Annotated in this window: 27 protein-coding genes; 10 read left to right on the forward strand and 17 right to left on the reverse strand. The window is 66.6% G+C overall.

Going from position 1 to position 26,034, the window contains the following annotated elements; translation table 11 throughout:
* Positions 1-137: 137 nt before the first annotated feature.
* Positions 138-1,880 (reverse strand): acyl-CoA dehydrogenase, encoded by a 1,743-nt coding sequence (locus HDC29_RS14330; protein ID WP_179498647.1) that lies wholly within the window; start codon positions 1,878-1,880, stop codon positions 138-140.
* Between the two features lie 51 nt (positions 1,881-1,931).
* On the opposite strand from HDC29_RS14330, the gene HDC29_RS14335 reads away from it, so the two are divergent.
* Complete coding sequence (locus tag HDC29_RS14335) at positions 1,932-2,879, forward strand: L-threonylcarbamoyladenylate synthase (RefSeq protein WP_179498650.1); 948 nt, start codon at positions 1,932-1,934, stop codon at positions 2,877-2,879.
* Between the two features lie 103 nt (positions 2,880-2,982).
* On the opposite strand, the gene HDC29_RS14340 is transcribed toward HDC29_RS14335, so the two are convergent.
* The 3 genes from HDC29_RS14340 to HDC29_RS14350 form a co-directional block, all read right to left on the reverse strand.
* Positions 2,983-3,885, reverse strand: coding sequence for a DMT family transporter (locus tag HDC29_RS14340; protein ID WP_179498652.1), 903 nt, complete (start codon positions 3,883-3,885; stop codon positions 2,983-2,985).
* Positions 3,886-4,088: 203 nt separating this feature from the next.
* Entirely contained in the window at positions 4,089-4,868 is a 780-nt protein-coding gene (locus tag HDC29_RS14345; RefSeq protein WP_179498654.1) for an SDR family NAD(P)-dependent oxidoreductase, read from the reverse strand.
* Between the two features lie 10 nt (positions 4,869-4,878).
* A complete protein-coding gene (locus HDC29_RS14350; protein ID WP_179498656.1) occupies positions 4,879-5,367 on the reverse strand; it encodes a thioredoxin family protein in 489 nt (162 codons plus the stop codon).
* Between the two features lie 56 nt (positions 5,368-5,423).
* On the opposite strand from HDC29_RS14350, the gene HDC29_RS14355 reads away from it, so the two are divergent.
* Positions 5,424-6,941 (forward strand): acyl-CoA carboxylase subunit beta, encoded by a 1,518-nt coding sequence (locus tag HDC29_RS14355; RefSeq protein WP_179498658.1) that lies wholly within the window; start codon positions 5,424-5,426, stop codon positions 6,939-6,941.
* Between the two features lie 37 nt (positions 6,942-6,978).
* On the opposite strand, the gene HDC29_RS19410 is transcribed toward HDC29_RS14355, so the two are convergent.
* A complete protein-coding gene (locus HDC29_RS19410; protein ID WP_179498660.1) occupies positions 6,979-7,830 on the reverse strand; it encodes a LytTR family DNA-binding domain-containing protein in 852 nt (283 codons plus the stop codon).
* A 92-nt stretch (positions 7,831-7,922) separates the two neighbouring features.
* Between HDC29_RS19410 and HDC29_RS14365 the strand changes: the two genes are divergently transcribed.
* The 3 genes from HDC29_RS14365 (at position 7,923) to HDC29_RS14375 (ending at position 10,456) form a co-directional block, all read left to right on the forward strand.
* Positions 7,923-9,056 (forward strand): acyltransferase family protein, encoded by a 1,134-nt coding sequence (locus tag HDC29_RS14365; RefSeq protein ID WP_179498662.1) that lies wholly within the window; start codon positions 7,923-7,925, stop codon positions 9,054-9,056.
* Between the two features lie 13 nt (positions 9,057-9,069).
* Positions 9,070-9,267, forward strand: a complete 198-nt coding sequence (locus tag HDC29_RS14370) for a hypothetical protein (protein ID WP_179498664.1) — start codon at positions 9,070-9,072, stop codon at positions 9,265-9,267.
* Positions 9,268-9,346: 79 nt separating this feature from the next.
* Positions 9,347-10,456 carry a S41 family peptidase gene (locus tag HDC29_RS14375; protein ID WP_179498666.1) on the forward strand — a complete coding sequence of 370 codons (1,110 nt, stop codon included), beginning with the start codon at positions 9,347-9,349 and terminating at the stop codon, positions 10,454-10,456.
* A gap of 13 nt (positions 10,457-10,469) precedes the next feature.
* Here the strand turns inward: HDC29_RS14375 and HDC29_RS14380 are convergent, their stop codons facing one another.
* The 4 genes from HDC29_RS14380 to ispG all read right to left on the reverse strand — a co-directional run bounded on the left by HDC29_RS14380 (position 10,470) and on the right by ispG (position 13,264).
* A complete protein-coding gene (locus tag HDC29_RS14380) occupies positions 10,470-10,937 on the reverse strand; it encodes a nuclear transport factor 2 family protein (RefSeq protein ID WP_179498668.1) in 468 nt (155 codons plus the stop codon).
* 161 nt (positions 10,938-11,098) lie between these two features.
* On the reverse strand, positions 11,099-11,515 hold the full coding sequence (locus tag HDC29_RS14385) for a VOC family protein (protein WP_179498670.1): 417 nt from the start codon (positions 11,513-11,515) through the stop codon (positions 11,099-11,101).
* Positions 11,516-11,636: 121 nt separating this feature from the next.
* A complete protein-coding gene (locus HDC29_RS14390) occupies positions 11,637-12,113 on the reverse strand; it encodes a GNAT family N-acetyltransferase (RefSeq protein ID WP_218844544.1) in 477 nt (158 codons plus the stop codon).
* Positions 12,113-13,264, reverse strand: coding sequence for a flavodoxin-dependent (E)-4-hydroxy-3-methylbut-2-enyl-diphosphate synthase (gene ispG, locus HDC29_RS14395; RefSeq protein ID WP_179498674.1), 1,152 nt, complete (start codon positions 13,262-13,264; stop codon positions 12,113-12,115). Before ispG ends, HDC29_RS14390 begins: the two co-directional genes overlap by 1 nt.
* Before the next feature lie 265 nt (positions 13,265-13,529).
* Here ispG and HDC29_RS14400 point away from each other — a divergent pair, with 265 nt between their 5' ends.
* Both HDC29_RS14400 and HDC29_RS14405 read left to right on the forward strand, forming a co-directional pair.
* Positions 13,530-14,282: a TorF family putative porin gene (locus tag HDC29_RS14400; protein WP_179498676.1), complete on the forward strand. Its 753-nt coding sequence runs from the start codon at positions 13,530-13,532 to the stop codon at positions 14,280-14,282.
* Between the two features lie 299 nt (positions 14,283-14,581).
* Positions 14,582-15,313, forward strand: coding sequence for a TorF family putative porin (locus HDC29_RS14405; protein ID WP_179498678.1), 732 nt, complete (start codon positions 14,582-14,584; stop codon positions 15,311-15,313).
* 49 nt (positions 15,314-15,362) lie between these two features.
* On the opposite strand, the gene HDC29_RS14410 is transcribed toward HDC29_RS14405, so the two are convergent.
* The 4 genes from HDC29_RS14410 to HDC29_RS14425 all read right to left on the reverse strand — a co-directional run bounded on the left by HDC29_RS14410 (position 15,363) and on the right by HDC29_RS14425 (position 20,434).
* Positions 15,363-16,511: an alpha-hydroxy acid oxidase gene (locus tag HDC29_RS14410; RefSeq protein WP_179498680.1), complete on the reverse strand. Its 1,149-nt coding sequence runs from the start codon at positions 16,509-16,511 to the stop codon at positions 15,363-15,365.
* 119 nt (positions 16,512-16,630) lie between these two features.
* Positions 16,631-17,905, reverse strand: a complete 1,275-nt coding sequence (locus HDC29_RS14415; RefSeq protein ID WP_179498683.1) for an FAD-dependent oxidoreductase — start codon at positions 17,903-17,905, stop codon at positions 16,631-16,633.
* Positions 17,895-19,559 (reverse strand): amidohydrolase, encoded by a 1,665-nt coding sequence (locus tag HDC29_RS14420; protein WP_179498685.1) that lies wholly within the window; start codon positions 19,557-19,559, stop codon positions 17,895-17,897. The genes HDC29_RS14415 and HDC29_RS14420 overlap by 11 nt, the downstream gene beginning before the upstream one ends.
* Positions 19,556-20,434: an NAD(P)-dependent oxidoreductase gene (locus HDC29_RS14425; protein ID WP_179498687.1), complete on the reverse strand. Its 879-nt coding sequence runs from the start codon at positions 20,432-20,434 to the stop codon at positions 19,556-19,558. Before HDC29_RS14425 ends, HDC29_RS14420 begins: the two co-directional genes overlap by 4 nt.
* A 57-nt stretch (positions 20,435-20,491) precedes the next feature.
* Here HDC29_RS14425 and HDC29_RS14430 point away from each other — a divergent pair, with 57 nt between their 5' ends.
* The 3 genes from HDC29_RS14430 to HDC29_RS14440 all read left to right on the forward strand — a co-directional run bounded on the left by HDC29_RS14430 (position 20,492) and on the right by HDC29_RS14440 (position 22,733).
* Positions 20,492-21,742, forward strand: coding sequence for a threonine ammonia-lyase (locus HDC29_RS14430; protein ID WP_179498689.1), 1,251 nt, complete (start codon positions 20,492-20,494; stop codon positions 21,740-21,742).
* 119 nt (positions 21,743-21,861) lie between these two features.
* Entirely contained in the window at positions 21,862-22,254 is a 393-nt protein-coding gene (locus HDC29_RS14435; protein ID WP_179498691.1) for a thioesterase family protein, read from the forward strand.
* The gene (locus HDC29_RS14440) at positions 22,251-22,733 is read left to right on the forward strand and encodes a GNAT family N-acetyltransferase (RefSeq protein ID WP_179498693.1); all 483 of its coding nucleotides are present in this window, start codon (positions 22,251-22,253) and stop codon (positions 22,731-22,733) included. The genes HDC29_RS14435 and HDC29_RS14440 overlap by 4 nt, the downstream gene beginning before the upstream one ends.
* Here HDC29_RS14440 and HDC29_RS14445 read toward each other — a convergent pair whose 3' ends face one another.
* The 4 genes from HDC29_RS14445 to HDC29_RS14460 form a co-directional block, all read right to left on the reverse strand.
* Entirely contained in the window at positions 22,734-23,201 is a 468-nt protein-coding gene (locus HDC29_RS14445; RefSeq protein ID WP_179498695.1) for a MarR family winged helix-turn-helix transcriptional regulator, read from the reverse strand. It lies immediately after the preceding gene.
* Positions 23,185-24,504 (reverse strand): S41 family peptidase, encoded by a 1,320-nt coding sequence (locus HDC29_RS14450; protein ID WP_179498697.1) that lies wholly within the window; start codon positions 24,502-24,504, stop codon positions 23,185-23,187. The genes HDC29_RS14445 and HDC29_RS14450 overlap by 17 nt, the downstream gene beginning before the upstream one ends.
* A gap of 284 nt (positions 24,505-24,788) precedes the next feature.
* Positions 24,789-25,484, reverse strand: coding sequence for a class I SAM-dependent methyltransferase (locus HDC29_RS14455; RefSeq protein WP_179498699.1), 696 nt, complete (start codon positions 25,482-25,484; stop codon positions 24,789-24,791).
* Positions 25,477-25,941, reverse strand: coding sequence for an Rrf2 family transcriptional regulator (locus HDC29_RS14460; protein ID WP_179498701.1), 465 nt, complete (start codon positions 25,939-25,941; stop codon positions 25,477-25,479). Before HDC29_RS14460 ends, HDC29_RS14455 begins: the two co-directional genes overlap by 8 nt.
* Between the last annotated feature and the right edge of the window lie 93 nt (positions 25,942-26,034).

Here is a 26,034-nt window from a genome sequence, read left to right on the forward strand (position 1 = left end):
AGACTTTTGACCGGGATGGGCACGCACGTCTCCAGCAATTGCCGGTCGCGTCTAGTCCCAGATGGTTATCATCGCGTTAATTATGAACGAAATCCTGCGAAGTCCGGCAAAGCGGAAATCGCAGGATTCCGGGCAGTTCAAGCGATTGCGGGCAGCGCTTCGAGCGCTGCGTCGCCCGCGAGCGCCGACGCCGCGAGCCCCGTCGCCGCCGGGACGATCTGCTGAAGGTAGAAGCGCGTCGAGACGATCTTGGCTTCGAGAAAGGCGGCATCGCCGCCGCCTTCGTCGAGCGCGGCGCGCGCCGCCCTGTGCTGGATCGCCATCAACCAGCCGCACGTCGCCGTCGCGAGCATGGTGAGATAGGGGTAGCTGCCCGCGAGCCGGTCCGCCGTCGGCGCGTTCACCATCCAGTCGGTGACGGCTCGGCACGCATCGACGAGCTGCTGGAGTTCAGGGAAATCGGCGGCGCCGTGCGCGATGTCGTCGATCAGGCCGCGGACAAGGTCGCCGCCCGCCATGCCGAGCTTGCGTCCGACCAGATCGGCGGCCTGTATGCCGTTGGTGCCTTCATAGATCGGCGCGATACGCGCGTCGCGATAATGCTGCGCGGCGCCGGTTTCCTCGATGAAGCCCATGCCGCCATGGACCTGAATGCCGAGGCTCGCGACCTCGCAGCCGATGTCGGTGGCGTGCGCCTTGACCAGCGGGATCAATATGTCGGCGCGCATCGCGGCGGCTTCGTCGCCCAATTTGCCGAAATCGATCTGCGCCGCGGCATAATAGGTCAGCGCACGCGCCGCCTCGGTCTGCGCGCGCATGCGCCACAGCATCCGGCGCACGTCGGGGTGCCGGTCGATCGTGACGGGGTTGCGGTCGGGCGAGCCCGCGAGCGCCGATTGGACGCGCTCGGCGGCGAAGCGCTGCGCCTGTTGCGTCGCGCGCTCGCCGATCTGGATGCCCTGACAGCCGATCATCAGGCGCGCGTTGTTCATCATCACGAACATCGCGCGCATGCCGCCCATTTCGTCGCCGACGATTTCGCCGAGACAATCCTCGTCCTCGCCATAGACCATGACGGCGGTCGGCGAGCCGTGGATACCGAGCTTGTGCTCGATCGAGGCGCAATGGACGCCGTTGCTGATCGTCGGATTGCCCTCCGCATCAAGGCGGTATTTGGGGACGAGGAAGAGCGAGATACCGCGCGTCCCCTCGGGAGCGCCGGGGGTGCGCGCGAGGACGAGGTGGACGATATTGTCGGTCAGGTCATGCTCGCCGAAGGTGATGAAGATTTTCTGGCCCTTGATCCGGTAGAGGCCCGCGTGCTCGCCCTCGGTGATCTTTTCGGCGGTCGAGCGGAGCGCGCCGACGTCGCTGCCCGCGGCGGGCTCGGTCAGGTTCATCGTGCCGTTCCACTCGCCGGTGATCAGCTTGGGAAGCCAGGTCTGGCGCTGTTCCTCGGTGCCATAGGCCATCAGCGCGTGGATCGCGCCCGGCGTCAGTATGCTGCAGAGCGAAAAGCCCATGTTGGCGCTGCCGAGCGCCTCGATCACCACGGTCGCGAGCGTGAAGGGCAGATCCTGCCCGCCATAGGCGCCGGGGCCGTCGATGCTGCCCCAGCCGGCCTCGACGAACTGTTGATAGGCCTGTTTGAAGCCCGGCGGCATGGTGACCTTGCCGTCCTGCCATTTGGGGTTCTGCGTGTCGCCGACGCGGTTGAGCGGCGCATAGACGTCGGCGGCGAATTCGCCGATGCCGGCGACGATCGCCTCGACCATGTCGGGGGTCGCGGCGGCGAAACGCTCGTGCTGCGCCATGGCATCGACGCGCGCGATATGATTGAGGACGAAGAGCTGTTCGGTGGTGGGCGGTGTATAGGTCATGGGCCGGGCACTTTGCTGGTGAATATCGTTGCGCGGGCGCTATAGCGCGGCATGGCCCATGCCTCAAATCCCACACTCGTTCGCGCGTTCGATAGCGCTGCGATCGCCGAGGCGGCGGCGCTGATCGCGGCCGGGCAGCCGGTCGCGGTGCCGACCGAGACGGTCTACGGCCTCGCCGCCGATGCGCGGAGCGCCGACGGCGTCGCGCGGATTTATGCCGCGAAGGGGCGGCCCGATTTCAACCCGCTGATCGTCCATGTGCCGACGCTTGGCGTCGCCGAGACGCTGGGGCAGTTCGGACCCGTCGAGCGCGCGCTCGCGACGCGCTTCTGGCCGGGGCCGCTGACTTTGGTGGTGCCGCGAACGGCGGCCTGCCCGGTCGCCAGCATCGCGACGGCGGGGCTCGACACGATTGCGCTGAGGGTGCCGGGGCATCGCGCGATGCAGGCTTTGCTCGCCGCATCGGGCGCGCCGCTCGCGGCGCCGAGCGCCAATGCGAGCGGGCGGGTGAGCCCGACCAGGGCTGAGCATGTGCTGGCGAGCCTTGACGGGCGGATCGCGCTGGTGATCGACGACGGGCCGACGAACGCGGGGGTCGAATCGACGATCGCGCGCGTGACGGACGGCGCGGTCGAGATATTGCGGCCGGGGCCGGTCACGGCGAAGATGCTCGCCGACGCGAGCGGCTTGCCCGCGAGGGGGGTGCAGGGATCGGAGATCGTCGCGCCGGGGATGCTCGCGAGCCATTATGCGCCGGGGAAGCCGGTGCGGCTGGGGGCGGTGGCGTTCGCCGACGATGAGTTCGGAATCGGGTTCGGCGCGGTTCGGGGCGATTATGACCTGAGCGCCGGGGCCGATCTGACGGAGGCGGCGGCGCGTCTGTTCGATGCGCTGCACGCGGGGGCAGCGAGCGCCAAGCCGAAGATCGCGGTGGCGGCGATCCCGGTCGAGGGGCTGGGCGCGGCGATTAATGACAGGCTGGCGCGGGCGGCGGTTTAAGTCCCCCTCCCGCTTGCGGGAGGGGTTAGGGAAGGGCCTGTTTCGGCAACTCCCGATATCGACATGCCCTCCCCCGACCCCCTCCCAGAAATGGGAGGGGAGATTACGCCGCCGCAGGTTCGATCGGGTCGCCGTGCGGCGCCTTGCGCGCGACGATGAGGCAGGCGACGACGATCAGCAGCGCGCCGGCGAAGGTCGGCAGCGTCACCGCTTCGTCGAAAAAGAACCAGCCGAACAGCATCGCCCAGAGGAAGCCGGTATATTCGGTGGTCGCGAGGATCTGGGTTTCGGCGCGGGCATAGGCCCAGCTCAGGAGCAGCAGCGAGGTGGTCGCGAGGATCGCGGCGCCAGCGATATTCGGGGCTTGCTCCGCGCCGGGAACGGCGAGGAACCAAGGCGCGCCGATGGCGAGGATCGCGGCGACGAAGAAATTCTGGAAAAAGGCGATTTCCATCGGCTCGGCCATCTTCGCCTGCCGCCGCGCGAGGATGAGGTTGTAGGCGTAGAAGATGGCCGACAGGAACACGGCGCCGACGGCCAATAGAGCCTCGTCCGAATAATCGCTGCCGCCGAGCTTGCCCGCGACGATGACGATCACCCCGCACAGGCCGAGCGCCGAGGCGGCTATCGAGCGCGGGCCGATCTTTTCGCCCAGAAAGATCGCGGCCATATAGAGCGCCATCAGCGGCGCGACGAAGGCGAGCGCGATCGCCTCCGCCATCGGCAGCCGCGCGAGCGCCCAGAAGAAGCTGAGCGCCATGCCCGCGACGAACAGCGAGCGCCAGGCGTGGATTCGCATCGTCGCCTTGCCGGGCCATTTCGGGCGGCTGGCGAAATAGAGCGCGCCCGCAAGGAGCGTGCCGGTGCCGGTGCGCCAGAGCACGGCGTTATACGCGCCGATGTCGATCGACAGCCCCTTCATCAGCACGTCCATCGCCGAAAAGGTCGCGATGCCCGCGCACGCGATCAGGAAGGGGAGGATGGGCGAGGGCGAATCGGGGCGCATGGTGGGGGCTTTATTCTACCTTCTCCCTTGAGGGGAGAAGGATACGCAGCCTTGCCGCGAAGCGGTTAGGCGGAGTTGGATGAGGGTGAGCGGAGCAAAGCTCCGCGCGAGCCTATGGCTCGCATACCCCTCACCCAGCTTCGACTAGCCAGCAAGCTGGCAAGTCTTCGCATCCCTCTCCCCCAAGGGGAGAGGGTTTGGCACTATCGAAATGTCGCCTGCCCGGCACCGTCGATGTTGAGCTTTTGCCCCGAGCAATAGCTGTTCGCATCGCTGACGAACCACACGACCGCCGCGGCGACATCGGCGGGGACGGCGACGCGGCCGAAGGGCATTTTGGTGTCGAGGTGATGGATGTCCGCATTGCCGGTGATCGCGCGCGAAAGCTTTTCGCCCATGTCGCTGACGGTGAGCGCGGGGGCGACGATGTTGACGCGGACGCCGTTCGCGAGTTCCTCCTTGGCGAGCGTGAGCGCGAGGGCTTCGCCCGCCGCTTTCGCCATCGTGTAGGGGGCGCCGTTCGGCGAGTTCACATAGGTCGCGATGCTCGAGATGATAATGATGTCGCTGCGTGCGTGGGTGCGGAGCTGCGGCAGCGCGAGGCGGCTGAGGCGGTGCGGGCCGGCGGCGTGGACGGCGAAGAGCTTGTCGACCTCCTCGGGGGTCGTTTCGGCGACGGAAAGCCCGCGGCTGGCGATGCCGGCGTTGTTGATCAGGATCGACATGGCGCCGAAGTCGGCCTCGATCGCAGCGACCATCGCGGCGCACGCGGCTTCGTCGGTGACCGACGCCTGATAGGCCTTGGCCTTGCGGCCGAGTGCCTCGATCGCGGCGACGGTTTCGGCGGCGGCCTCTTCGCCGCGCGTATAGTTGACCGCGACGTCTGCGCCGGCTTCGGCGAGGCCGATCGCGATGCCGCGGCCGATGCCGCGCGAGGCGCCGGTGACGAGCGCGACGCGCCCCGTAAGGTTCATCTCGGCCATGTCTCTCTCCCTAATTCATCAGTTCATCATAGATGTCGTCGTCGCTTCGGCTCGCGGCGTTGCGCCATTTGGGGGCGGCCTTGCGGTTGAGGACATGGCCTTCGGCGTCGAGCACCGCGACGGTGGGCGTGCCCTTGATCCGGAAGCCGAAGCGCTTCGCCACTTCGGGATTGCGGCCCCAGCCCTTCACATGCGGCATGCCGATGTCGGCATAGACGATCTCGTAGCGGTCGCGGACGGGCGCGAAGCGGTCGGTGGCGATCAGGTTGGCGAGCCAGGCGCTGTCGTGGCAGCCGCCGGTGCCCATGACGAGGAGGACGGGCTTACCCGATTGCCGGGCGTTGACGAGCGCGGCGTCGATCGCGGGCATCGGGTCGGCGACGAAAGCGTCGCTCTTATAGGCATCCTCGACGCCGGGGATCGTGCGCTTCTCGCCGGCTGTGGCGGGCGCAAGCGCGAGCAGCGCGGTAGCGAAGGCGAGGGTGATCGGGTGCTTCATTTGCCGACGATAGGTTTTGCATGACGTTTCCGTCAACGTAAGATAGCCTTTGCCCTATGAGCTGGGAAAAAGAGATTGACGAACTCGGGCATCGCCGCGCGATGGCCGAGAAGATGGGCGGCGAGGAAAAGGTCGCGCGGCAGCATGGGCGCGGCAAGATGGATGCGCGGGCGCGGATCGCGGGGATCGTCGACCAAGGCAGCTTTCGCGAGATCGGAAAGATCGCGGGGCGCGGGACATATGGCGCCGATGGCGAGCTGGAAGACCTCGCGCCAAGCAATTTCATCTTCGGGCGCGCGAATGTGGGCGGGCGGCCGGTGGTCGCCTCGGCCGACGATTTCACCGTACGCGGCGGCGCGGCCGATGCGGCGCTGCACCGCAAGTTCGTCCAGTGCGAGGCGATGGCGCATGAATATCGCCTGCCGCTGATCCGCATGATCGACGGCACCGGCGGCGGCGGATCGGTCAAGACGCTCGAGGATATGGGCTATACCTATATCCCGCATGTGCCGGGATGGCATGAGATCATCGCGAACCTCGATACGGTGCCGGTGGTCGCGCTCGCGCTCGGGCCGACCGCGGGGCTCGGCGCGGCGCGCGTCGTCGCGAGCCATTACAGCGTGATGGTGCGCGGGCTGTCGCAGCTGTTCGCTGCGGGGCCGGCGGTGGCGGCAGCGATCGGCGATACGCTTGGTCGCGAGGAGCTGGGCGGGACCGACGTGCATACGCGCAACGGGGTCGTCGATGACGAGGTGGCGAGCGAGGCCGAGGCGTTCGCGGCGGCGCGGCGCTTCCTGTCGTACCTGCCGTCGTCGATCCACGACCGGGCGCTCAGGACCGAATGCAGCGATCCGGTCGACCGGCGCGAGGGTTCGCTCCTGTCGATCGTGCCGCGCGAGGCGAAGCAGGTCTATTCGATGCGACGGATTACCGGTGCGGTGTTCGATCAGGGCAGTTTTTTCGAGATGGGCGCGCGCTGGGGGCGGGCGGTGATCACCGCGTTTGCGCGATTGGACGGCTATCCGGTTGCCGTACTCGCGAGCGATCCTTCCTATCTCGGCGGGTCTTGGGACGCGAAGACGAGCGAGAAGGCCGAGCGTTTCGTAAAAATGGCCGACCAGTTCCGGCTGCCGATCGTCCACCTGGTCGACAATCCGGGTTTCATGATCGGCGGCGAGGCCGAGCGGACGGGGACAATCCGCTACGGGGTGCAGGCGATGAACGCGATCTATCGCGCGAGCGTGCCGCTGGCGTCGGTCGTCGTGCGCCGCGCCTACGGGATCGCGGGGAGCGCGATGTCGAATGCCGAGCGTTTCCAGTATCGCTTCGCCTGGCCGTCGGGCGACTGGGGCAGCCTGCCGATCGAGGGCGGGGTCGAGGTCGCATACAAGAGCGAGCTCGAGGCCGCCGTGGATCCGGCGGCGCATCTGGAGGCGATCCGCGCGCGATTGAACCGGGTGCGCTCGCCGTTCCGGACGGCGGAGAAATTCGGGGTCGAGGATATCATCGACCCGCGCGAAACGCGGCCGCTGCTGTGCGAGTTTGCGGAATTGGCGTGGCGGGTGGTGCGATAATCTCGTCATTGCGAGCGCGGCGAAGCAATGACGGGCGTTACCCCTCGACATTCTCCCGGAACCGGCGGCTGCCGCGCAGCGTCTCGCCGCTTTCGAGTTCGACGTCGAAATCGCCGCTCTTGTGAGTGACGACGCGGCGCACCGCATCCTTGCGGACGAGGCGGCTGCGGTGGATGCGCGCGAAGCCCGCCTCTGCCAGTTCGGCCTCGATGGCCGAGAGCGTGGCGCGGTGCAGCAGGCGCTGGCCGCGCCACGCGATCTCGACATAATTGCCCGCCGCAGCGACATGCTCGATCTCCGCGATCGGCAGGTGGTGCGTCACCGATCCGTCGCCGATCGCGAGCGTGGCGCGGGGTGTGGTTTCCGCCGGCGGGGCGGCGTAGCGCGCGATCAGCCACTGCATCAGGAAGATGAGCAGGATGAGCTCGGCATAGGTCGCGAGATCCTTGCGCAATTCATACAGGATCGGCGTGCCGTCGGGCGATTCGAAATGATAGGTGCCGCCCGACAGCCGCCATGCGAGCATGCGAAAGCCCACCATCAGCGCGATATGGCCGAGCGACACCGGGATCGCGAGCGCGGCGTGGATCGCCGCCGTCGTGCCCCAGCCGAAGCGCGGGGGGCGAAAGAAGCGCACGCTGAACCAGCAGGCGATCATCATCAGCGACCAGGCGAGGAGGCTGGTGCTTTCGTAGGTCCACGCGGTCGACGCAGGCACTTCGCGGCCGAAGGCGTGGCGGTCGGCAAGATAGGAATAGACGTTCGAGGTGATGCGGATGAGCCCGTAGGCGAGCAGCACGCCGAACGCGAGCAGGGTCAGCACGCGCGGGGTGAACCCGTCCGTCCCGGCTCCGCCGCCGCTTGTCCCACGCCCATCCTTTTCCGTCACACCGGCTCCGCATCTCGTCCCGCCGGGATCGCCCGTCGGCCGCCTTTCCGATTAGAGGCTGTGGCAGGCCCCGGCAAAGGAGATTCGCGGCGATGAACGGGACACGGCATTATGGCATGGACTGGCTGCGCATCGGCGCGTTCGCCCTGCTGATCTTCTATCATATCGGCATGTATTTCGTGCCGTGGGGCTGGCATGTGAAGATCGCGCAGCCGAGGGACTGGGTGCAGATCCCGATGATGGCGACGAACAGCTGGCGGCTGCCGCTGCTGTTTCTCGTCTCGGGCTATGCGAGCGCGGCGTTGTTCGCCAAGATGGGCGGCGCGGGGGCGTTCATGCGGTCGCGGAGCGCGCGGCTGCTGGTCCCGCTCGCCTTTGGCATGGTCGTTATCATCCCGGTGCAGCCGTGGATCGAGCTTGTCACCCAGCATGGATATTCGGGAAGCTTCGGGCATTTCTGGCTCCACGATTATTTCCGCTTCGGGTCGCTGGAAGGCATCGTGCTGCCGACGTGGCAGCATCTGTGGTTCGTCGTCTATCTGTTTGCCTATACTGCGCTGGCCGCGCTGCTGCTCGCCGTCCTTCCGGCGCCGGTGTGCGCGCGCATCGCCGATGCCGTCGCGCGCTGGTTGGACGGATGGGGGATGCTCGCCACGCCCTTCGCCGCGTGGCTCTTCATCCTGTTCCTCTTTCCGGGGCATCGCGACACGCACGCGCTCGTCGACGACGGGCCGGCGCACCTTCATTTCCTCGTCCCCTTCTTCATCGGCTGGCTGCTGCGTGTGCGCCCGGGGCTGTTCGAGGCCGTGGCGCGCTGCTGGCCCGCGGCGGCGGTGCTGGCGGTCGCCGCCTATGCCACTATCGCCTGGGCGATGTGGGCGGCGCCGGGCGACGGGCCGCCGCCAGCGGGGGTGATCACGCCGTTCATGGTCGTACGGCTGGTGCAGGGCTGGGCGACGATCGTCGCGCTGGTCGGGATCGCCGACCGATACGGGAATCGCGACCATCCGAAGCGCGCGATGCTCGCCGAGGCGGTCTTTCCCTTTTACATCATCCATCAGACGATCATCGTCGCGGTCGGCTGGTATTTGCTTCGCGCCGGGGTGAGCGCGATGCCGTCATTCCTGATATTGGTTGCCGCGACGGTCATCGGCTGCTGGCTTTTCTATGCGATCGGGCGCAGCATCGGCTGGCTGCGGCCGCTGATCGGTCTCCAGCGCAAATAGGGGGAGAGCGGGCATGGGCGCGTTGAAAGGCATATTGGCGATCGTCGGCGTGGCGATGATCCTCGTCGGCGGGTTGTGGGCGTTGCAGGGGCTCGACATCGTGCGTTGGCCGGCGAGCAGCTTCATGCTCGGCGATACGGTCTGGACGCGCAACGGCGTCGTGATGGCGGTGGTGGGCGTGGTGCTGGTCTGGTTCGCGCGCCGGAAATAATTACCGACTACAAATGTAGTTGATCTGTATTGCTAACATGATACACTCCGATCCGGCCGGGGCTGGATGGGAGACTGGAATGATTCGTTCGTCGCATATTTTGCCTGCGTTGTTGCTCGCTGCCGCTATGGCTGCGGTCCCCTTGCTTGCGCCGTCTCCCGCGTTTGCAGCCGACGAGGCCGGCGCCGATCAGGTCGCCGAGACCTATGCGGCGCTGCTCGAGCGCGATTATGTCTATCCCGAAACGGGCCAGCGCTATGCCGATGCAATACGCGCCGCGATCGCGGCGGGTCGCTACCGGGGACTCTCCGGCGAGGCGCTGGGTTCGGCGATCGACAGCGACGTCAACGCGGTGTCACCCGACGGCCATTTGCGGCTGCGCGTGCCCGAAGCGGCGGCGGGCGCAGCGGCGCCCGCACCGGGCGGTGCGGCGCCGGTGCGGCGCCCGCCCAAGCTGCCCGTCGAGCAGGCGGGCTGGATCGCGCCGGGGATTGCTTTCGTGCGGTTCAACGTCTTTCCGATGGACGATGCGGTGACCGCTCAGGCGGCGAAGTTCATGGCCGACCATGCCGATGCCAAGGCGATCATATTCGACATCCGCACGCACAATGGCGGCGGGCTCGACCAGATGGACGTGATTTTCCCCTGGTTGTTCGGCAAGGAAACGCGGCTGGTGACGATGGCGACGCGCGCCTCGGTCGATGCCGAGGGCGGGTCGCCGATCGCGGGTATCGCCTCGATGCGGATGGCGAAGGGCGACGCGGGCATGATCGCGCGCGAGCATTGGGCGACGCCGAATGCCGACGCGCGGCTGCGCGATGCCAAGGTCTATGTGCTGACATCGGGCGCGAGCGCGTCGGCGGCCGAGCATTTCGCGCTGGCGATGAAGCATACGGGGCGCGGCACGCTGGTCGGCGCGCCGACCGCGGGCGCCAATCATTTCGGGCGCGGCGAGGATCTGGGCGGCGGCTATGGCGCCTTCATCCCGGTCGGGCGCACCTATGACCCGGTCACGGGGAAGGATTGGGAGGGCGAGGGGGTGCTGCCCGACATCGCGGTGCCGCCCGCCGAAGCGCTGACGCGCGCGCTCACCGACCTGGGCATCGCGCCCACCGAGGCGAAGGCGCTCTCCGACGCGCATATGCCGAGCTGGCCGATGGAACGGCGGCGGCCGCGCGGCGCGCGCTGACCGCCGCGCGCGCCTATTTGCCGAGCGCGAAGCTGGTCGAGGCGAGGAATTTCCAGCCGCCGTCGCCGCGCACCAGCGTTTCGACGATCGCTTCCTTGCCCCAGTCGGGCTTTTCGGTGCCGCGCTGGCTGACCACGGTCAGCGCATAGGTGACGACGGCGGTGTTGCCGCTGAGCGAGATCGATTGCGGGGCCAGCTCATATTGGATGACCTTGCCCTGTGTCGTCTGGAACTTGGTCCAGCGGACGGTCGCATCCTTGCCGCGCGGTGCGGCGAATTCGGACGACCAGGTGATCATCTGCGGATCGGCATAGTTGGCGGGCCATTTGCCGTTCTGCGCGACATCGTCGACCCAGCTTTGCTCGACGATTTTCCATGCCTCGGCCTGCTCGGCCGACCATGTCGGCATCTGGGCGCCGGCGACCGGCGCCGTCGCCATGACGAAAAGGGCCGCCGAAGCGGCGAACATCATCCTGTTCATGCTATTTCCCCTGTTGTCGCCGGCTCCCGCTGAGGGAGCCCGACTCGCTCGGAAAGGCGCGGCCCGGCGACAGGAAAGCATGATTCGAGGGGGCTCGCAAACGGCGGCACCGGCGTGCTGTAATCGTTCGCTATTATCCGGAGGGACTTTCCCGACGGCTGCTAATCCGGGCGCAGATAGGGCAAATTGTCGCGAAAAGCGGCCTCGATATTGTTGCCGTCGGGATCGAGCAGGAAGGCGCCATAATAGCCCGCGGCGCCCTCGCGCGGGCCGGGCGCGCCATGGTCGGTGCCGCCCGCGGCGATGCCCGCTGCATGGAACGCCTGCACCGCGTCCTTCGACGGCGCGATGAAGGCGATGTGCATCTGGTTGATGCCGGTGCGCGAGCCTTCGGCCCAATAACTCGGGCGGAGCGTGCCGACCCAGAGATAGGGGATCGGTTCTTCCCTGCTCTTTCCGAAGACGAAGGCCTGTTCGCCGTTGTCGGCGGTGACGAGGCCGAGCGGCTTGCCGATCGCCTCGTAGAAGGCACGGGCGCGGGCAAGGTCGCCGACGACGATTCCGGTGTGGTCGAACATGGCGGGGGAACGCGTGGGACGACCCTCTGTTCCGTTTGTGTCGAGCGAAGTCGGGACACCGGGAGGTTGCACATAACCAATGGGCGTCTCGACTTCGCTCGATGCGAACGGGATTTGGAAGTCAGGAGCCCGCGAGCTTGGTGAGCGCATCGCCATCGACGCGCATCACGGTCCATTCGTCCATCAGCTTGGCGCCGAGCTTCTGGTAGAAACCGATCGACGGGGTGTTCCAGTCGAGCACCCACCATTCGAGGCGCGCGCAGTCGCGTTCGACGCATAGCTTGGCGAGATGCGCGAGCAGCGCCTTGCCGAGCCCCGATCCGCGCGCTTCGGGGCGGACGAACAGGTCTTCGAGATAGATGCCGGGGCGCCCCTCGAAGGTCGAGAAATTGTGGAAGAAGAGTGCGAAGCCCTGCGGTGCGCCGTCCAACTCGCCGATTACGACTTCGGCATAGGGGCGTGGGCCGAACAGGTTGGCGGCCAGCTTGGCTTCGTCGAAGCGGACCTCGTGCGCGAGCTTTTCATAGTCGGCGAGGTCGCGGATGAACTGCGCGATCAGCGGCAGGTCGGCGGGCACGGCGGGGCGGATCGAGAGCATCACGCCGCCTTGCCGTGCGCCACGTCCATGCTTACCGAGCTGCCCGTCTCGATCTCGGCCGCCTTTGCTTCGACCAGCTTGACGATATGGCCGATCATGTCGGCGTCGGCGACATGGTGGTCGGTGACCCCCGACAGATAGACCATATGCTTGCCGTTGCCGCCGCCGGTGATGCCGATGTCGGTTTCGCGCGCCTCGCCGGGGCCGTTGACGACGCAGCCCAATACCGAGAGCGACATCGGGGTCTTGATGTGGCCGAGCGCATCCTCGAGCGCCTGCACGGTGCGGATGACGTCGAAGCCCTGCCGCGCGCAGCTGGGGCAGGAGACGACGCGGACGCCGCGGGTGCGCAGGCCCAGCGATTTGAGGATTTCGTAGCCGACGCGCACTTCCTCTTCGGGTTCGGCCGAGAGGCTGACGCGGATTGTGTCGCCGATGCCGGCCCACAGCAGGTTGCCGATGCCGAGCGCGCTTTTCACCGTGCCGCCGATCAGCCCGCCGGCCTCGGTGATGCCGAGGTGGAGCGGGCAGTCGACCGCGTCGGCGAGCTGCGCATAGGCGGCGACCGCGAGGAAGACGTCGCTCGCCTTTACCGCGACCTTATATTCGTGGAAATCATGGTCCTGGAGCAGCTTGATATGGTCGAGCGCGCTTTCGACGAGCGCCTCGGGGCAGGGCTCGCCATATTTTTCGAGCAGATCCTTTTCGAGCGACCCGGCGTTGACACCGATGCGGATCGCACAGCCGTTCGCCTTGGCGGCGCGGACGACTTCGCCAACGCGTTCGGAGGAGCCGATATTGCCGGGGTTGATGCGCAGGCAGGCGGCGCCGGCGTCGGCGGCTTCGAGCGCGCGTTTGTAGTGGAAATGGATGTCGGCGATGATCGGAATCCGCGCCGCACGGACGATCTGGCCGAGCGCTGCGGTCGATTCGGTGTCGGGGCAGGAGACGCGGATCAGGTCGGCGCCGGCCTCCTCGCAGCGGCGAATCTGGTCGATCGTCGCCACCGGGTCGCTCGTCAACGTGTTGGTCATCGTCTGGACGCTGATCGGCGCGCCGCCGCCGACGGGGACGCCGCCGACCATGATCTGGCGGCACTCGCGTCTGGAAATGTCACGCCAGGGGCGCAGGCCGGGATTGTGATCGCTCATGATTGTCGCTCGACGGAAGGGGATGTGCGCGCTCTTTAGCCGTCCTGCGGCCGATTGGCAAAGCCGAGTGCCGTCGCTCGCGTCCCTTTCGGCTTGTTGCGGGAAAGCAACAGTCCGTCGCCGAATGGCCGCGAAGGACAATTTCGGTTGTGCGTTGCAGCGTAATCGGCAATTTTTGCGCGGTTCGTCGTCACACGGCCCCATCGAGAAGCCGGGACGCGCACCGCAGGCGGAACGATCCATGAGACCAGAGAGGGGATCTGCCATGACATTTTTCAACAAGGGCTGCCTTGGCCTGCTGCTTGCCGCGTCGGCGATGTCGACGCCCGCCTTCGCGCAGGACGAGGCGATCGGCGAAGCGGGTCCGGTCACGCTTTCGGGTGGTATCGCCGTCACCACCGACTATCGTTTCCGCGGCATTTCGCTGTCGAACGAAAAGGTCGCGGTGCAGCCGACGCTGACGGTCAGCCACGAAAGCGGCCTTTATGCGGGCGTGTGGGGATCTTCGCTTCCCGACAGCCCCGCCTATGGCAAGTTCGAGCTCGACCTTTACGGCGGCTATGCGACCGAAATCGCGCCCGGCACAACGGTCGACGTCGGCGTCACCTGGTATACCTATCCGGGGAGCGACGACGGCGGCGCGCCGACCGATTATTTCGAGGCCATCGGCAAGCTGTCGCACGACATCGGCCCGATTTCGGCGACGGGCATGGTCGCCTATGCCTGGGACCAGAAGTCGCTCGGCGACGACAGCTGGTACCTCAACCTGGGCCTGGGCTATGGCATCCCGAACACGCCTGTCACGCTCAACGCCGGGGTCGGCTATGCCGACGGCTCGTTGGCACTGACCGCGCCCGACGGCAATTATGTCGACTGGTCGGTCGGCGCGTCCTACATCATCGGGCCCGCGACGCTGTCGGCGCAATATATCGATACCGACATCAAGAAGACGGGGGTGAAAGCCTTCGACACGCTTTACGATCCAACCGTGGTCTTCACGCTCGGCGTTTCTTTCTGAACGCCTGACGCGTCGGCGACCACGCGTGAAGGGGGCGGCTTCGGGGGAGGCCGTCCCCTTTTTCGCGCCGGTTTCCCGCGACTGAACGATTGTTACGAATGAAACCGGTATCATATAATCATATGTTGCAAAAAAGTCGCATCGGGTAGTGAAGATGCGCTCGCGATGACTTTTTTGTTTGTGCGGCGCAGCAATTTCGGGAAGAGAGGTGGCACGCAAGACCGGATCGGCCCGAAAAGAGGCTGGCCGTCGTGCGGCAGGCAGGGACGATCCATCAATCTTGATACAGGGATCTGTCCATGAAGAATCTTTCCCGTGCGTGCTTCGGCATGCTCCTCGCGGCTTCGGCCATGTCCACGCCCGCCTTCGCCCAAGACGAAGAATCGGACGACGGCATCACCATCACCGGCAGCGCCACCGTCGTCAGCGACTATCGTTTTCGCGGCTTCAGCCAGTCGAACGAAGAAGCGGCGATCCAGGGCGGCTTCGGTATCAGCCACGACAGCGGGCTGTATGTCGGCACCTGGGGATCGAGCATCGGCTTTGCCAACGGCACCGAGATCGACGTTTTCGGCGGCTATTCGACCGAGGTCGTTCCGGGCCTGACCGCCGACATCGGCGCGACCCTCTATCTTTATCCCGGCACCGCCAACAGCTCGATCATCGAGCCCTATTTCTCGGTCAAGGGCAACCTCGGCCCCGCTTCGGTCAAGACCGGCATCGCCTGGGCTCCCGGCGGGCAGGATTCGCTCGGCGACGACAGCGGCGTCTATATCTATACCGACGCGGGCGTCGCGATCCCGAGCACGCCGTTCAGCCTGAACGGCCACATCGGCTTCTCGAAAAGCGACAGCTTCCTGGGCGGCGCCGACGGCGAAGTCATCGACTATTCGATCGGCGTGTCGGCGAGCTACAAGATGCTCACCGGCAGCGTCGCCTATGTGAATACCGATGCGCCCAAAGCGCTTGGCTACAAGGAATCGGTCGGTGCCGATGGCGCCGTGATCTTCACGCTCGGCGTCTCTTTCTGACGCCGGCACCGGGGCGGTCTCAGGGGGAGGCCGCCCCGCTTGCCCGGTTTCAGCGCCAGCGCAGGTTGCCGGCGCCGAGATCGGCGAGGCTTTTCGCTCCCATCAGCTTCATGCCCCTCTCCATCTCGGCCCGGAGCAGTGCGATGGCGCGCGCGACGCCGTCCTCGCCCGCTGCCGCAAGCGCATAAAGATAGAGGCGCCCCCCCGAGCAGGCCTTCGCGCCGACCGATAGCGCTTTGAGCACATGCGTGCCGCGCGTGATGCCGCCGTCGCAGATCACCTCGACCTTGTCGCCGACCGCATCGACGATGTCGGTGAGCGCGTCGAAGGGCGAAATGCTGCCGTCGAGCTGGCGCCCGCCGTGGTTCGACACCATGATCGCGGTCGCGCCGATATCGACGGCGCGCTTCGCATCCTCGACCGCGACGATGCCCTTGAGGCAGAAGGGACCGTCCCATTGCTTGCGGATCGCCTCGGCGCGTTTCCAGTCGAGGCTCTGGTCGAGCATCGAGGTGAAATATTCGGCGACCGACTTGGGGACGCTCGATCCTTCAGACACATGCGTCGCGAGGTTCGGCAGGCTGAATTTTTCGCGGAGGATATAGTTGAGGCCCCAGCCGGGCTTGGCGGCGTAGCTCAGCATGTTCGATGCGGTGAAGCGCGGCGGCGAGGTGAAGCCCGAGCGCAGGCAGCGTTCGCGGTTGCCGCCGACTATGGTATCAACGGTGAGCGCGACGGCGTCGAACTTCGCGTCGCGCGCGGCGTCGAGCATCGCCTTGTTGAGGCCCTCGTCGTGGTGGACGTAGAGCTGGAAAAGCTTGGGGCCATCGGTCAGCGCGCCGGCCTCGGCAAGGCTGATCGTCGCGAGGCTCGATATGCCCGCGACCGTGCCGGCGTTCGCGGCGGCGCGGAGGACGGCGCGTTCGCCCTGCCAGTGGAACAGGCGCTGGAGCGCGGTGGGCGAGAGGAAGAGCGGCATCGCCATCTCGCGCCCGAACAAGGTCGTTCGCATGTCGACGCTTTCGACCCCGGCGAGGACGCGCGGGATGAGGTCGCAATCGTCGAACGCGGCGCGATTGCGGCGGCGAGTGACCTCGTCATCGGCGGCGCCGTCGATATAATCGAACACCGGCCACGGCAGGCGCCGCTTCGCGAGCGCGCGGAAATCGTCGATATTGTGGCAGTCGGTGAGTTTCATTTCGGCCCCGCATTTATCCCGTCATTGCGAGCGTAGCGAAGCAATCTCCAGCCCTCAATCTTGCGCAAGGGTGATGGCTGGAGATTGCTTCGTCGCTTCGCTCCTCGCAATGACGAGGCTCAAAACACCGTCCGCGCCGCCACCGTCCCCTTGGTCGCGAAGCTGAAGCGCGGTTCGACTGCGAGGTTCGCGTCGAGAATATGCGCCGCGACGCGTTTGCCCACCGCGGGGCCGTTCTTGAAGCCGTGGCCCGATCCGCCGCCGACGAGCCAGACGCGTTCCTGCCCCGGAAAGCGGTCGATCAGATAATCGCCGTTCGAACTATTCTCATATTGGCAGACGCGGCCGCCGATCAGCGGCGCGTTGGCGAGGCCGGGAAAGCGCCGGGCGACATAGGCGCGCGCTTCGGCGATACCCGCGGGGGTGAGCTGGCGTTCGAGCGTATCGGGATCGATCACCGGACCGTGCGTGTCGAACGCGATCTTGAAGCCGGCCCCTTCGAGATCGGGGATGCCATAGACGATACGGCCGTTGTTGAAGTCGGCCCAGACAGGAAGCGCGGGCGGGGCGAAGCGGCTGTCGCCCTGCGGCGCGCCGAAATGATAAACTTCCTGCCGCGTCGCGACGATCTTGTGCATCAATTGTTGCGGGAAGAGTTCGGCGAGCCACGGGCCGGCCGCGTAGACGAGGTGATCGGCGGTGCCGCCGTCGGGGAGCGTGTGCTTCTTAATGCGTTTTGAAAAGAGCGGCGCGGGCATGACGACGCGCTCGACCGCGATCTGGGCGTCGGCGATCACTTCCTGCACGCCGCGCGCGGCGATCAGCGCGCCCGCCTCGGTCTCGAGGATGCCGGTTTCGCCCTGATAGAATTGGATCTGGCGATATTTGTTCTGCAGCCAGCTGACGTCGCCATGCTCGTGGCCGACGCGGTTCGCCTGCAGCCAGGCGAGCGACTGGGCGGTGTAGCTGTCGCCCTGCGGCGCGAACCATAGCACGCCGGTGTTGTGAAAGATCGGCGCGCTCGCGGTGTCGGAGAGCTCTTTCCAATATTTGAGCGAGTCGCGCGCCATCTCCGAATAAAGGGCGTCGGCGCCGTAGCCCATGCGGATGACCCGGCTGGCCCCGCCCGACGAGCTGCGCGCATGGCCCGCGCCATAGGCATCGAACAGGCGTACCGACTTGCCCGCGCGCAAGAGGTGCCACGCGGTCCACGCGCCGAACACCCCCGCACCGACGATCGCGACATCGACATGCTGGATCTTGGGCCTGGCGGGCTTGCGCTTTTTCGAGCGGCGTTCCTTGCGCTCGGCCGCGGCCGCGGCGGCGCTCGCCGCGACGGGGAGGGCGGCGAGGCCGGTCAGCAGCGCGCGGCGGGTCGGCGTGTCAGCGGCCAACGGTCGCGCCCTCGCTTTTCTTGTAATAGCGATAGCCGCCGATCCAGGTTTCGAGCGGGGTCATGCGGCGGATCTCGTCGGGGCTCGCGAGCATCGGGTCGGCGTCGATGATCAGGAAGTCGGCGCGCATTCCGGGCATCAGCGTGCCGATCCGGTCCTCGGCGAACCCGGCGAAGGCTGCGGTGCGCGTGAAGCCGTCGAGCGCGGTCTCGCGGCTGACCGCCTCCTCGGGGCGCCAGCCGCCGAAGGGCTCGCCCTTGGCATCGGTGCGCGAGATGGCGGCGGCGATGCCGGGGAAGGGGTTGGCGCTTTCGACGGGGACGTCCGAACCGAAGGCGAGGCGCGCGCCGGCATTCTGGAGGCTGCGCCACGCATAGGCGCCCTTGAGGCGGTCGGGGCCTAGGCGCGCCTCGGCCATCACGCGGTCGCTCGTCTGGTGGACGGGCTGCATCGAGGCGATCACCTTGAGGGTGGCGAAGCGCGGGATGTCGATGGGGTCGATGATCTGCGCATGTTCGATGCGCCAGCGGCGCTCGCCGGGCAGGTCGGCGGTAAGGTCGGTGATCGCGTCGAGCGCCTCGGCATTGGCGGCGTCGCCGATCGCGTGGATCGCGACCTGGAACTTGTCCATCGACGCGCGCACCATCTTGTTGCGGAGCTGCGCGGGGGTGAGCAGGGGCAGGCCCTTTTGCCCCGTCGCGTCGCTATAGGGCGCCTTCAGCCAGGCGCCGCGCGATCCCAGCGCGCCGTCGAGATAGAGCTTCACCCCGACCATGCGAAGCCGGTCGTCATAGAGCCAGGGCGTCGGTTCGGACCCGGCGATGATCGCCATATTGTCGATGTCGCCGCCATAGCTGAGGATCCGCACCGCGAGCTGTTTCTTGTCGCCGGCGCGGCGATAGGATTGCCATTCCTCGATCGTCGTTCCCATGTCGGCGATCGTCGTGATGCCCTGTTCGAGCAGCTTCTGCTGCGCCAGATAGAGCGCACGGTCGAGGTCGCGCGCGAGCGGCTTGGGCTTGGCGCTGTTGACCAGCGCCATCGCCGCGTCGACGAAAACGCCGCTCGGCTTGCCGCCGTCCATTTCGATGCGGCCGCCTTCGGGCGACTTGCTCGCAGGGGTGATCTTCGCGGCGGTCATCGCCGCGCTGTTCGCCCACCCCGCATGGCCGTCGACGCGTTCGAGCCACACGGGGCGGTCCGGCACCGCGGCGTCGAGGTCGGCGGCGGTCGGGAAGCGGCCGAGGCCCCATTTCTCCTGATTCCAGCCCGACCCGATGATCCACGGCATTTCGGGATTGTCGGCGGCATATTTGCGGATCGCCGCTTGCGCTTCGGCGAGGCTGTTGGTGCCGCTGAGGTCGAGCAGCATCAGCTGAAAGCCGAGCCCCATGACATGGCCGTGCGCGTCGATAAGCCCGGGGATCAGGGTCTTGCCCTGGCCGTCCTGTTTGAAATCGGGGCGTTCGGGGCGCTTGTCCTTGCGATCGAGCAGCTGCTTGACCTTGCCCTGCGTGTCGATGACGAGCCCGGTGAAGCGGACGAGCTTGCCGTCCTTGTCGAGCGTGATGCCGTTGACATTGTCGACCAGCGTGTCGGCGTGCGCGGGGGCGGCGAGGGTGAGCGCCAGCGCGGTCAGGATCAGGCGCTTCATTTCGGCAGCCTCGTCACGAGCGAACTCGTGTCCTTGCGCCCGCCGCCGGCCTTTTGCACATCGGCGTAGAATTGGTCGACGAGGCTTGCGACCGGGAGGGTCGCGCCGTTGACGCGCGCTTCGTCGATCGCGAGGCCGAGGTCCTTGCGCATCCAGTCGACCGCGAAGCCAAAGTCGAACTCGTCCTTCGCCATCGTGCCCCAGCGGTTGAGCATCTGCCAGCTCGCCGCGGCGCCGCCCGAGACGGCTTCGAACACTTTATCGGTGTCGAGCCGCGACGCCTGCGCGAAGCGCAAGGCTTCGGACAGGCCCTGTATCACCCCGGCGATCGCGATCTGGTTGACCATCTTCGTCGTCTGCCCCGCGCCGGGGCCGCCGATATGCACCATGCGCGCGGCATAGGCCTGCATCACCGGCTCGGCGGCCTCGAACGCCGCTTTCGTCCCGCCGCACATGATCGAGAGCGTGCCGTTCTGCGCGCCCGCTTCGCCGCCCGAAACGGGCGCGTCGAGGCAGAGCAGGCCCAGCCCCTCGGCCTCGACCGACAGCTGGCGCGCGATGCGCGCGGAGACGGTGGTGTGATCGACGAATAGCGAACCCTTGCGCATCGCCTTGAACGCGCCGTCGCGGCCCAGCGTGACTTGCGCGAGATCGTCGTCGTTACCGACGCAGCTGAGGACGACGTCGGCGTCGCGCGCGGCGTCGGCCGGAGTGACGGCGACCGCGCCGCCATGCTGCGCCACCCACGCATCGGCCTTGGCGCGCGTGCGATTATAGACGGTGAGGTGATGGCCCGCCCGGACGAGGTGACCCGCCATCGGCCCGCCCATGACGCCGGTGCCGATGAAGCTGATACGCAATTTTTGTTCGCTCATGCGCGGTCCATAGCATTGTTTGCTTCGCGCGCCAGATGGGCTAGGGCGCCAAACGTTATGACTGATCAACTCACCCTGACCTCCGCCGCCGATTTTCCGACGATCACATTGGACGATGTGCGCGCGGCGGCGGGGCGAATTAACGGCGCGGTGGTTCGCACGCCCACGCTCCATTCGCAGACGCTGTCCGAAATGGTCGGCGCCGAGGTGTGGCTGAAGTTCGAGAATCTGCAATTCACCGCGGCGTACAAGGAACGCGGCGCATTGAACGCGCTGCTGCTGATGGACCCCGAAGCGCGCGCGCGCGGCGTGATCGCGGCATCGGCGGGCAATCATGCGCAGGGCCTGGCCTATCATGGCAAAAGGCTGGGCGTTCCCGTCACCATTGTGATGCCGAGCACGACGCCGCAGGTGAAGGTGTCGCAGACCGCGAGCCACGGCGCGACGATCGTCCTGTTCGGCGAAAAGTTCGATGACGCCTATGCCCACGCGCGCGAGCTCGAAAAGGAACGCGGCCTCACCTTCGTCCATCCCTTCGACCATCCGCATGTCGCGGCCGGACAGGGGACGGTGGCGCTCGAAATGCTTGAGGATGTGCCCGAGCTGGACACGCTGATCGTGCCGATCGGCGGCGGCGGGCTGCTCGCGGGCATGGGCACCGCGGCGCGCGGGATCAAGAATGACATGCGCCTCGTCGGCGTGCAGGCCGAGCTGTATCCGTCGATGTATGCCGAACTCAACGGCGTCGACATGGCGTGCGAGGGCGATACGCTGGCCGAGGGTATCGCGGTCAAGGAGCCCGGCGCCTATACCCGCAAGCTTGTCGGCGAACTCAACGACGACATCGTACTCGTCGCCGAGCGCCATCTCGAGCGCGCGGTCAGCCTGCTACTCCAGATCGAAAAGACAGTGGTCGAGGGCGCGGGGGCGGCGGGGCTGGCGGCGATGCTCGCGCATCCCGAGGAGTTTGCGGGGCGCAAGGTGGGGCTGGTGCTCACCGGCGGCAATATCGACACGCGGCTGCTCGCGAACGTGCTGCTGCGCGACCTCGCGCGCTCGGGCCGCATTGCCCGGCTGCGTATCCGCTTGCAGGATCGTCCCGGCGCGCTGTTCAAGGTGATGAAGCTGTTCGACGAGAAACAGGTCAACATCATCGAAATCTATCACCAGCGCATCTTCACGACGCTGCCCGCCAAGGGCCTGATCACCGACATCGAATGCGAAGCGCGCGACCGCGAGCATCTCGACAGCCTCGTCGCGGCGCTCCGCGATGCGGGTTATATGGTGACGACGGTGGAACTGGCGTGAGCCATTTTTACCTCGTCATTGCGAGGAGCGAAGCGACGCGGCAATCCAGAGTGTGCGTAACCCGCCCTGGATTGCGTCGCTTCGCTCGCAATGACGAAGCTTTTTGCGGCTGACTCCGCATGAAAGAATTTACCCTCTCCCTCACGGCGACGCCCGAGAGCATCGACGAGCTGGGGCATGTCAACAATGCCGTCTGGGTCCAGTGGATCCAGCAGGTTGCGACGGGGCATTGGGACGCGGCGGCGCCGCAGAGCCACAAGGACGCCTATATCTGGGTCGTGGTGCGCCACGAGATCGATTATCTCCGCGCCCTCGGCCCCGGCGAGACGGTGACCGCGCGGACATGGGTCGCCGACAAGCCGCAGGGCGCAAAGTTCGACCGCTTCATGGAATTCACCGGCGCGGACGGCAAAGTGCATGTGCGGGCGCGGACGGTGTGGGCGTTGCTGGACAAGGCCAGCGGGCGGCCATTGCGCGTAACCGACGAAATTGTTTCGCCCTTTTCGGGATGATCATCCGGCCCGCCACCGAGGCCGATGCCGCCGCAATCTGGACAGCCGCCGGACCGGTCATCCGCGCCGGGGAGACTTATACACTCGACCGCGAAATGAGCCGTGAGGATACGCTGGCCTATTGGTTCGGGGCGGACAAGGAGGTGTTTGTCGCCGAAGACGATGGCGCGATCCTCGGCACCTATTATCTGCGCGCCAACCAGACGGGCGGCGGGGCGCATGTGTGCAATGCAGGTTATGTCACCGGCGCAGCGGCGACCGGCCGCGGGGTGGCGCGGGCGATGGCGCTGCATTCGATCGACCATGCAAAGGCGCGCGGTTTTCGCGCGATGCAGTTCAATTTCGTCGTCAGCAACAATGTCCGCGCGGTTGGGCTGTGGCAGTCGCTCGGGTTCGAAATCGTCGGCCGCCTGCCGGGCGCGTTCGACCATCCGGCGGAGGGTTTCGTCGATGCGCTGGTGATGTTCCGCGCGCTCTGACTATTCGTTGAAGCGTTCGGCCAGCGGCCTGGCGTCGAGCGCATTCAGCGCCTTCAGTATCGCGCCATGCACGTCGCCGACCTCTTCGAAGAGGTCGCGATAGACCTCGCTGATCCGCACGCTATAGGCGTCGATGCGGGCGAGTTGGTCGCGGCCGACATCGGTCAGGCGGAAAATCTTGCGCCGCGCGTCGGTGGGATCGGCGTGCTGGGTGATCAGGCCGAGGCGGAGCAACGCAGGACATTTCTGGACGACCAGCTGGTGCGACTGGCCGAGCGCGCGCGCGAGATCGGCGGCCGAGGCTTCGCCCGCCGCGCCGAGTGCAGTGAGCAACGAGCAGGAGCGGACGGGGACGGTGATGCCGGCCTCGTCGAACAAGGGACGCGTCTGCTCCTCGATCCGGTCGCTCAGCGCTTCGCTGAGCCGGCCGAGGAAAGTGATGTCGTCGAGATCAGTCGAGGCGGGCATAGGAGTCGGTCGTTCCATCGCGGTTGATGCGTTCGAGCGCGACGATCTTGCCGCCTTTGCGCAATATGCGGAAGCGGAAGTCGCGCACGCCCTCGATCGCGAGCAGGTCGCCGCCGAGCGGTTCGAGCGTCAGGCGGAAGCGGTCGCGCCAGGTGTAGCGCAATTTGCCCTCGACGAGGTCGATGCGGCGCCCTTCGTAGCGGCCCGTGATGGCCTTGAGCGCGGCGGGGGTCGGCTGCGGGCGTTCGGCAAGCGCGGGCGCGAACCAGTCGGCGTCGGCCCGTTTCGCCGGATGGGCCTTCGCCAGATCGGTGAGTGCAAGGCGGTGCGCGACGGCGAGCGCGTCGGCGGACGCGACCGGATGATCGGGCGTGACGCCCTGTCCCTCGAAATCGCCGCGGTCGACCGGGTCGCGGATCTGGCCGATCGGCACCTGCACGAAAAAGTCGGTGCCGACGGGCTTGCGGTCGACCGGGTGCGCGCCGCCCGCGGTGCGTTCGCCCACCAGCGTCGCGCGGCCGAGTTTCTTGAGCGTGTAGGCGAACCATTCGGCGGCGGAGAAACTGGTCGATCCGGTGAGTACATAGACGGGTTTGCCGGTCAGCCGCTTTGCGGGCAGCGCGGGAAGCACCCATTGGCCGCGTTCGACGCGGCGGCCGTCGAGATTATAATAATAATCGAACAGCTCCTGATCCTTGTCGCCCGGAAAGAGCTGGCTCGCGAGCAATTGGGCCATCTCCAGATAGCCGCCATTGTTGTAGCGCAGGTCGTAGATCACCGCGTCGCCATTCTCGATAAAGCGCATCGCGGCCGCGGCGGCGTCATATCCGGGTTCGGGGTCGGCGAAATGCGTCAGGTCGACATAGGCGATATTGCCGTCGAGATAGCGCAGACCCGCAAAGCCGAAATTCTTCCGCGTCTCTTCGCGCCGTTCCGCTTCGCGCAGCGCGGCGGCGCGCGCGGGGTCCTGCTTCGCCGCATGGTCGGCGACCCATATGGGATCGACCCCGACCGCGAAATGCAGGTCGTTGCTTGCGGCAATCAGATCGTCGGTCAGCTCGCGCGCGAGCGTGGGGCGGTCGTGCGCTGTGTCATAGTCGCCGGCGTCGAGATTGCGGCGCAACGTCGCGGCGATCGTCCTGGCCTTGTCGGGAAAGACATAGTTCGCCTCGAGCGTCTGGCCGAGCTGCTCGACCACCGCGCGCCGGTCGGCGGCCGAGAGCGGGGCTTCGCCCGTCGCGGCAACGGTCGCCAGCCATGCGGTCGTGGCGGCGAGAAGGAAGGGCCAGCGCTTTTTGTTCATACGGGTTCCTGCCTGTTATGCGAATCATACAATATATTGCGCAATATATTGTATTTATGCGCGGCGCAAGTGGGCGTCGACGATCGAGGCGGGACGAAGCGCTGGAACCGTTGATAGAGAAGGGGTCTAGGAATAGGCCGTTTTGGGGTGGTGAGCGGACGCGAGCGTAATCTTGTATCCCGGCGAAGGCCGGGGCCCAAAGCGTTAAAGAGCTGGCGTTTGTTCAGTGCGCTCTGGACCCCGGCCTTCGCCGGGGAACAGAAATTATCGGTCCAAACCCGCCCTCACGCATATCCCACCCAGCCGCGCCATGTGAACGCGGCGTAGAATTGTTCGACGCCGGTGAAGCCCGCAGCGCGCAGGACCTCGACGTCGGCTTCGGGGCTCAGCATCGCGACGTGTGTCGCGACGGCTTCGCGGCCCTTGGCGACCTGATCGGGTTCGCCGCCCGACGCGATGGCAAAGGCGGCGTAGCGGTCTAGCCAGCGGTCGCGTTCGTCCGCGCCTTGCGGGAAGCTGCCGTGCGCGGCGACGAAGGGCGCGCCGGGTTTGAGGCGCGCGCGGATTGCGGCGGCGGTACGGATGCGTTCGTCGCGTTCGAGGAAATGGAGCGTGAGGAGGCAGGTCGCGCCGTCGAAGGGGCCGGCGGGGGCGTCGTCGATATAACCCTCGACGAGGTCGGCGCGGTGCGTGTTTGCGCCCATGACCTTGGCGGCAAGGTCGAGCATCGGCCCCGCGGGATCGACGCCGGTGAAGCGCCAGCCGGGATACGCCTCGGCCATCGCCTTCATCTCGCTGCCGCCGCCGGCGCCGAGGACGAGGATATGCGCGTCGGCGGGAACGCGCTCGGCGAGCAGCAGCCCGGTCATGCGGTGGAGGCCGTCGAGGCCGGGGACGAAACGCTTCGGTCCTTCGGTGTAGCGCGCGACCGCTTCGGGGTCCTTGAAGCTGTCGAGAAAATGCTGGGCGCCTTCAGCCATGGATATGCTCCTGCGTCGTGGGGGAGAGCGGGCGCGCGGCCATGCGCGCGTGGAAATCGGCGGCGAGTGCCGCGAGCGTCACGTCGCCGAAGCGCACGAGCAGCAGCGCTTCGGCCTCCTGAAAGCTGGTGTCGAGCGCGGCGTTGACCGCTTGTTCGACGAGGCAGCCGGGCGCCTCGGTGCGGTTGCCCATCGCCATCAGGCTGGGCCGGCCGATCGCGTCATAGACGTCGCGCATTGTGATCTCGGCGAGGTCGCGCGCGATCGTCCAGCCGCCGCCATGGCCCTTTTCGCTATGCACGAAACCCGCGTCGCGCAGCCCGCCGAGGATGCGGCGGATGACGACGGGGTGCGTCTGCATCGCCTTCGCAAGCTGGTCGGAGGTCATCGCCTCGCCTTGCTCGGCCATATGGAGGAGGACGTGGAGCACGCCCGAAAGTCGGCTGTCGCGTTTCATGTAACTTTAAATAGTGTGAGAAATGCCAACGTCAAGGTGCGGGATTGACCGGCGGCGGCGGAGCGTTTAGCCACGGCGGCGATGACCAACGAC

The organism is Sphingopyxis sp. JAI108 (genome assembly GCF_013410105.1).
Classification (GTDB): domain Bacteria; phylum Pseudomonadota; class Alphaproteobacteria; order Sphingomonadales; family Sphingomonadaceae; genus Sphingopyxis; species Sphingopyxis chilensis.

Coding starts and splice junctions, on each gene's coding strand:
- HDC29_RS14330 (WP_179498647.1), bottom strand. CDS start 1,880: ATGACCTATACACCGCCCACCACCGAACAGCTCTTCGTCCTCAATCAT.
- HDC29_RS14335 (WP_179498650.1), top strand. CDS start 1,932: ATGGCCCATGCCTCAAATCCCACACTCGTTCGCGCGTTCGATAGCGCT.
- HDC29_RS14340 (WP_179498652.1), bottom strand. CDS start 3,885: ATGCGCCCCGATTCGCCCTCGCCCATCCTCCCCTTCCTGATCGCGTGC.
- HDC29_RS14345 (WP_179498654.1), bottom strand. CDS start 4,868: ATGGCCGAGATGAACCTTACGGGGCGCGTCGCGCTCGTCACCGGCGCC.
- HDC29_RS14350 (WP_179498656.1), bottom strand. CDS start 5,367: ATGAAGCACCCGATCACCCTCGCCTTCGCTACCGCGCTGCTCGCGCTT.
- HDC29_RS14355 (WP_179498658.1), top strand. CDS start 5,424: ATGAGCTGGGAAAAAGAGATTGACGAACTCGGGCATCGCCGCGCGATG.
- HDC29_RS14365 (WP_179498662.1), top strand. CDS start 7,923: ATGAACGGGACACGGCATTATGGCATGGACTGGCTGCGCATCGGCGCG.
- HDC29_RS14370 (WP_179498664.1), top strand. CDS start 9,070: ATGGGCGCGTTGAAAGGCATATTGGCGATCGTCGGCGTGGCGATGATC.
- HDC29_RS14375 (WP_179498666.1), top strand. CDS start 9,347: ATGATTCGTTCGTCGCATATTTTGCCTGCGTTGTTGCTCGCTGCCGCT.
- HDC29_RS14380 (WP_179498668.1), bottom strand. CDS start 10,937: ATGAACAGGATGATGTTCGCCGCTTCGGCGGCCCTTTTCGTCATGGCG.
- HDC29_RS14385 (WP_179498670.1), bottom strand. CDS start 11,515: ATGTTCGACCACACCGGAATCGTCGTCGGCGACCTTGCCCGCGCCCGT.
- HDC29_RS14390 (WP_218844544.1), bottom strand. CDS start 12,113: ATGCTCTCGATCCGCCCCGCCGTGCCCGCCGACCTGCCGCTGATCGCG.
- ispG (WP_179498674.1), bottom strand. CDS start 13,264: ATGAGCGATCACAATCCCGGCCTGCGCCCCTGGCGTGACATTTCCAGA.
- HDC29_RS14400 (WP_179498676.1), top strand. CDS start 13,530: ATGACATTTTTCAACAAGGGCTGCCTTGGCCTGCTGCTTGCCGCGTCG.
- HDC29_RS14405 (WP_179498678.1), top strand. CDS start 14,582: ATGAAGAATCTTTCCCGTGCGTGCTTCGGCATGCTCCTCGCGGCTTCG.
- HDC29_RS14410 (WP_179498680.1), bottom strand. CDS start 16,511: ATGAAACTCACCGACTGCCACAATATCGACGATTTCCGCGCGCTCGCG.
- HDC29_RS14420 (WP_179498685.1), bottom strand. CDS start 19,559: ATGAAGCGCCTGATCCTGACCGCGCTGGCGCTCACCCTCGCCGCCCCC.
- HDC29_RS14425 (WP_179498687.1), bottom strand. CDS start 20,434: ATGAGCGAACAAAAATTGCGTATCAGCTTCATCGGCACCGGCGTCATG.
- HDC29_RS14430 (WP_179498689.1), top strand. CDS start 20,492: ATGACTGATCAACTCACCCTGACCTCCGCCGCCGATTTTCCGACGATC.
- HDC29_RS14435 (WP_179498691.1), top strand. CDS start 21,862: ATGAAAGAATTTACCCTCTCCCTCACGGCGACGCCCGAGAGCATCGAC.
- HDC29_RS14440 (WP_179498693.1), top strand. CDS start 22,251: ATGATCATCCGGCCCGCCACCGAGGCCGATGCCGCCGCAATCTGGACA.
- HDC29_RS14445 (WP_179498695.1), bottom strand. CDS start 23,201: ATGCCCGCCTCGACTGATCTCGACGACATCACTTTCCTCGGCCGGCTC.
- HDC29_RS14450 (WP_179498697.1), bottom strand. CDS start 24,504: ATGAACAAAAAGCGCTGGCCCTTCCTTCTCGCCGCCACGACCGCATGG.
- HDC29_RS14455 (WP_179498699.1), bottom strand. CDS start 25,484: ATGGCTGAAGGCGCCCAGCATTTTCTCGACAGCTTCAAGGACCCCGAA.
- HDC29_RS14460 (WP_179498701.1), bottom strand. CDS start 25,941: ATGAAACGCGACAGCCGACTTTCGGGCGTGCTCCACGTCCTCCTCCAT.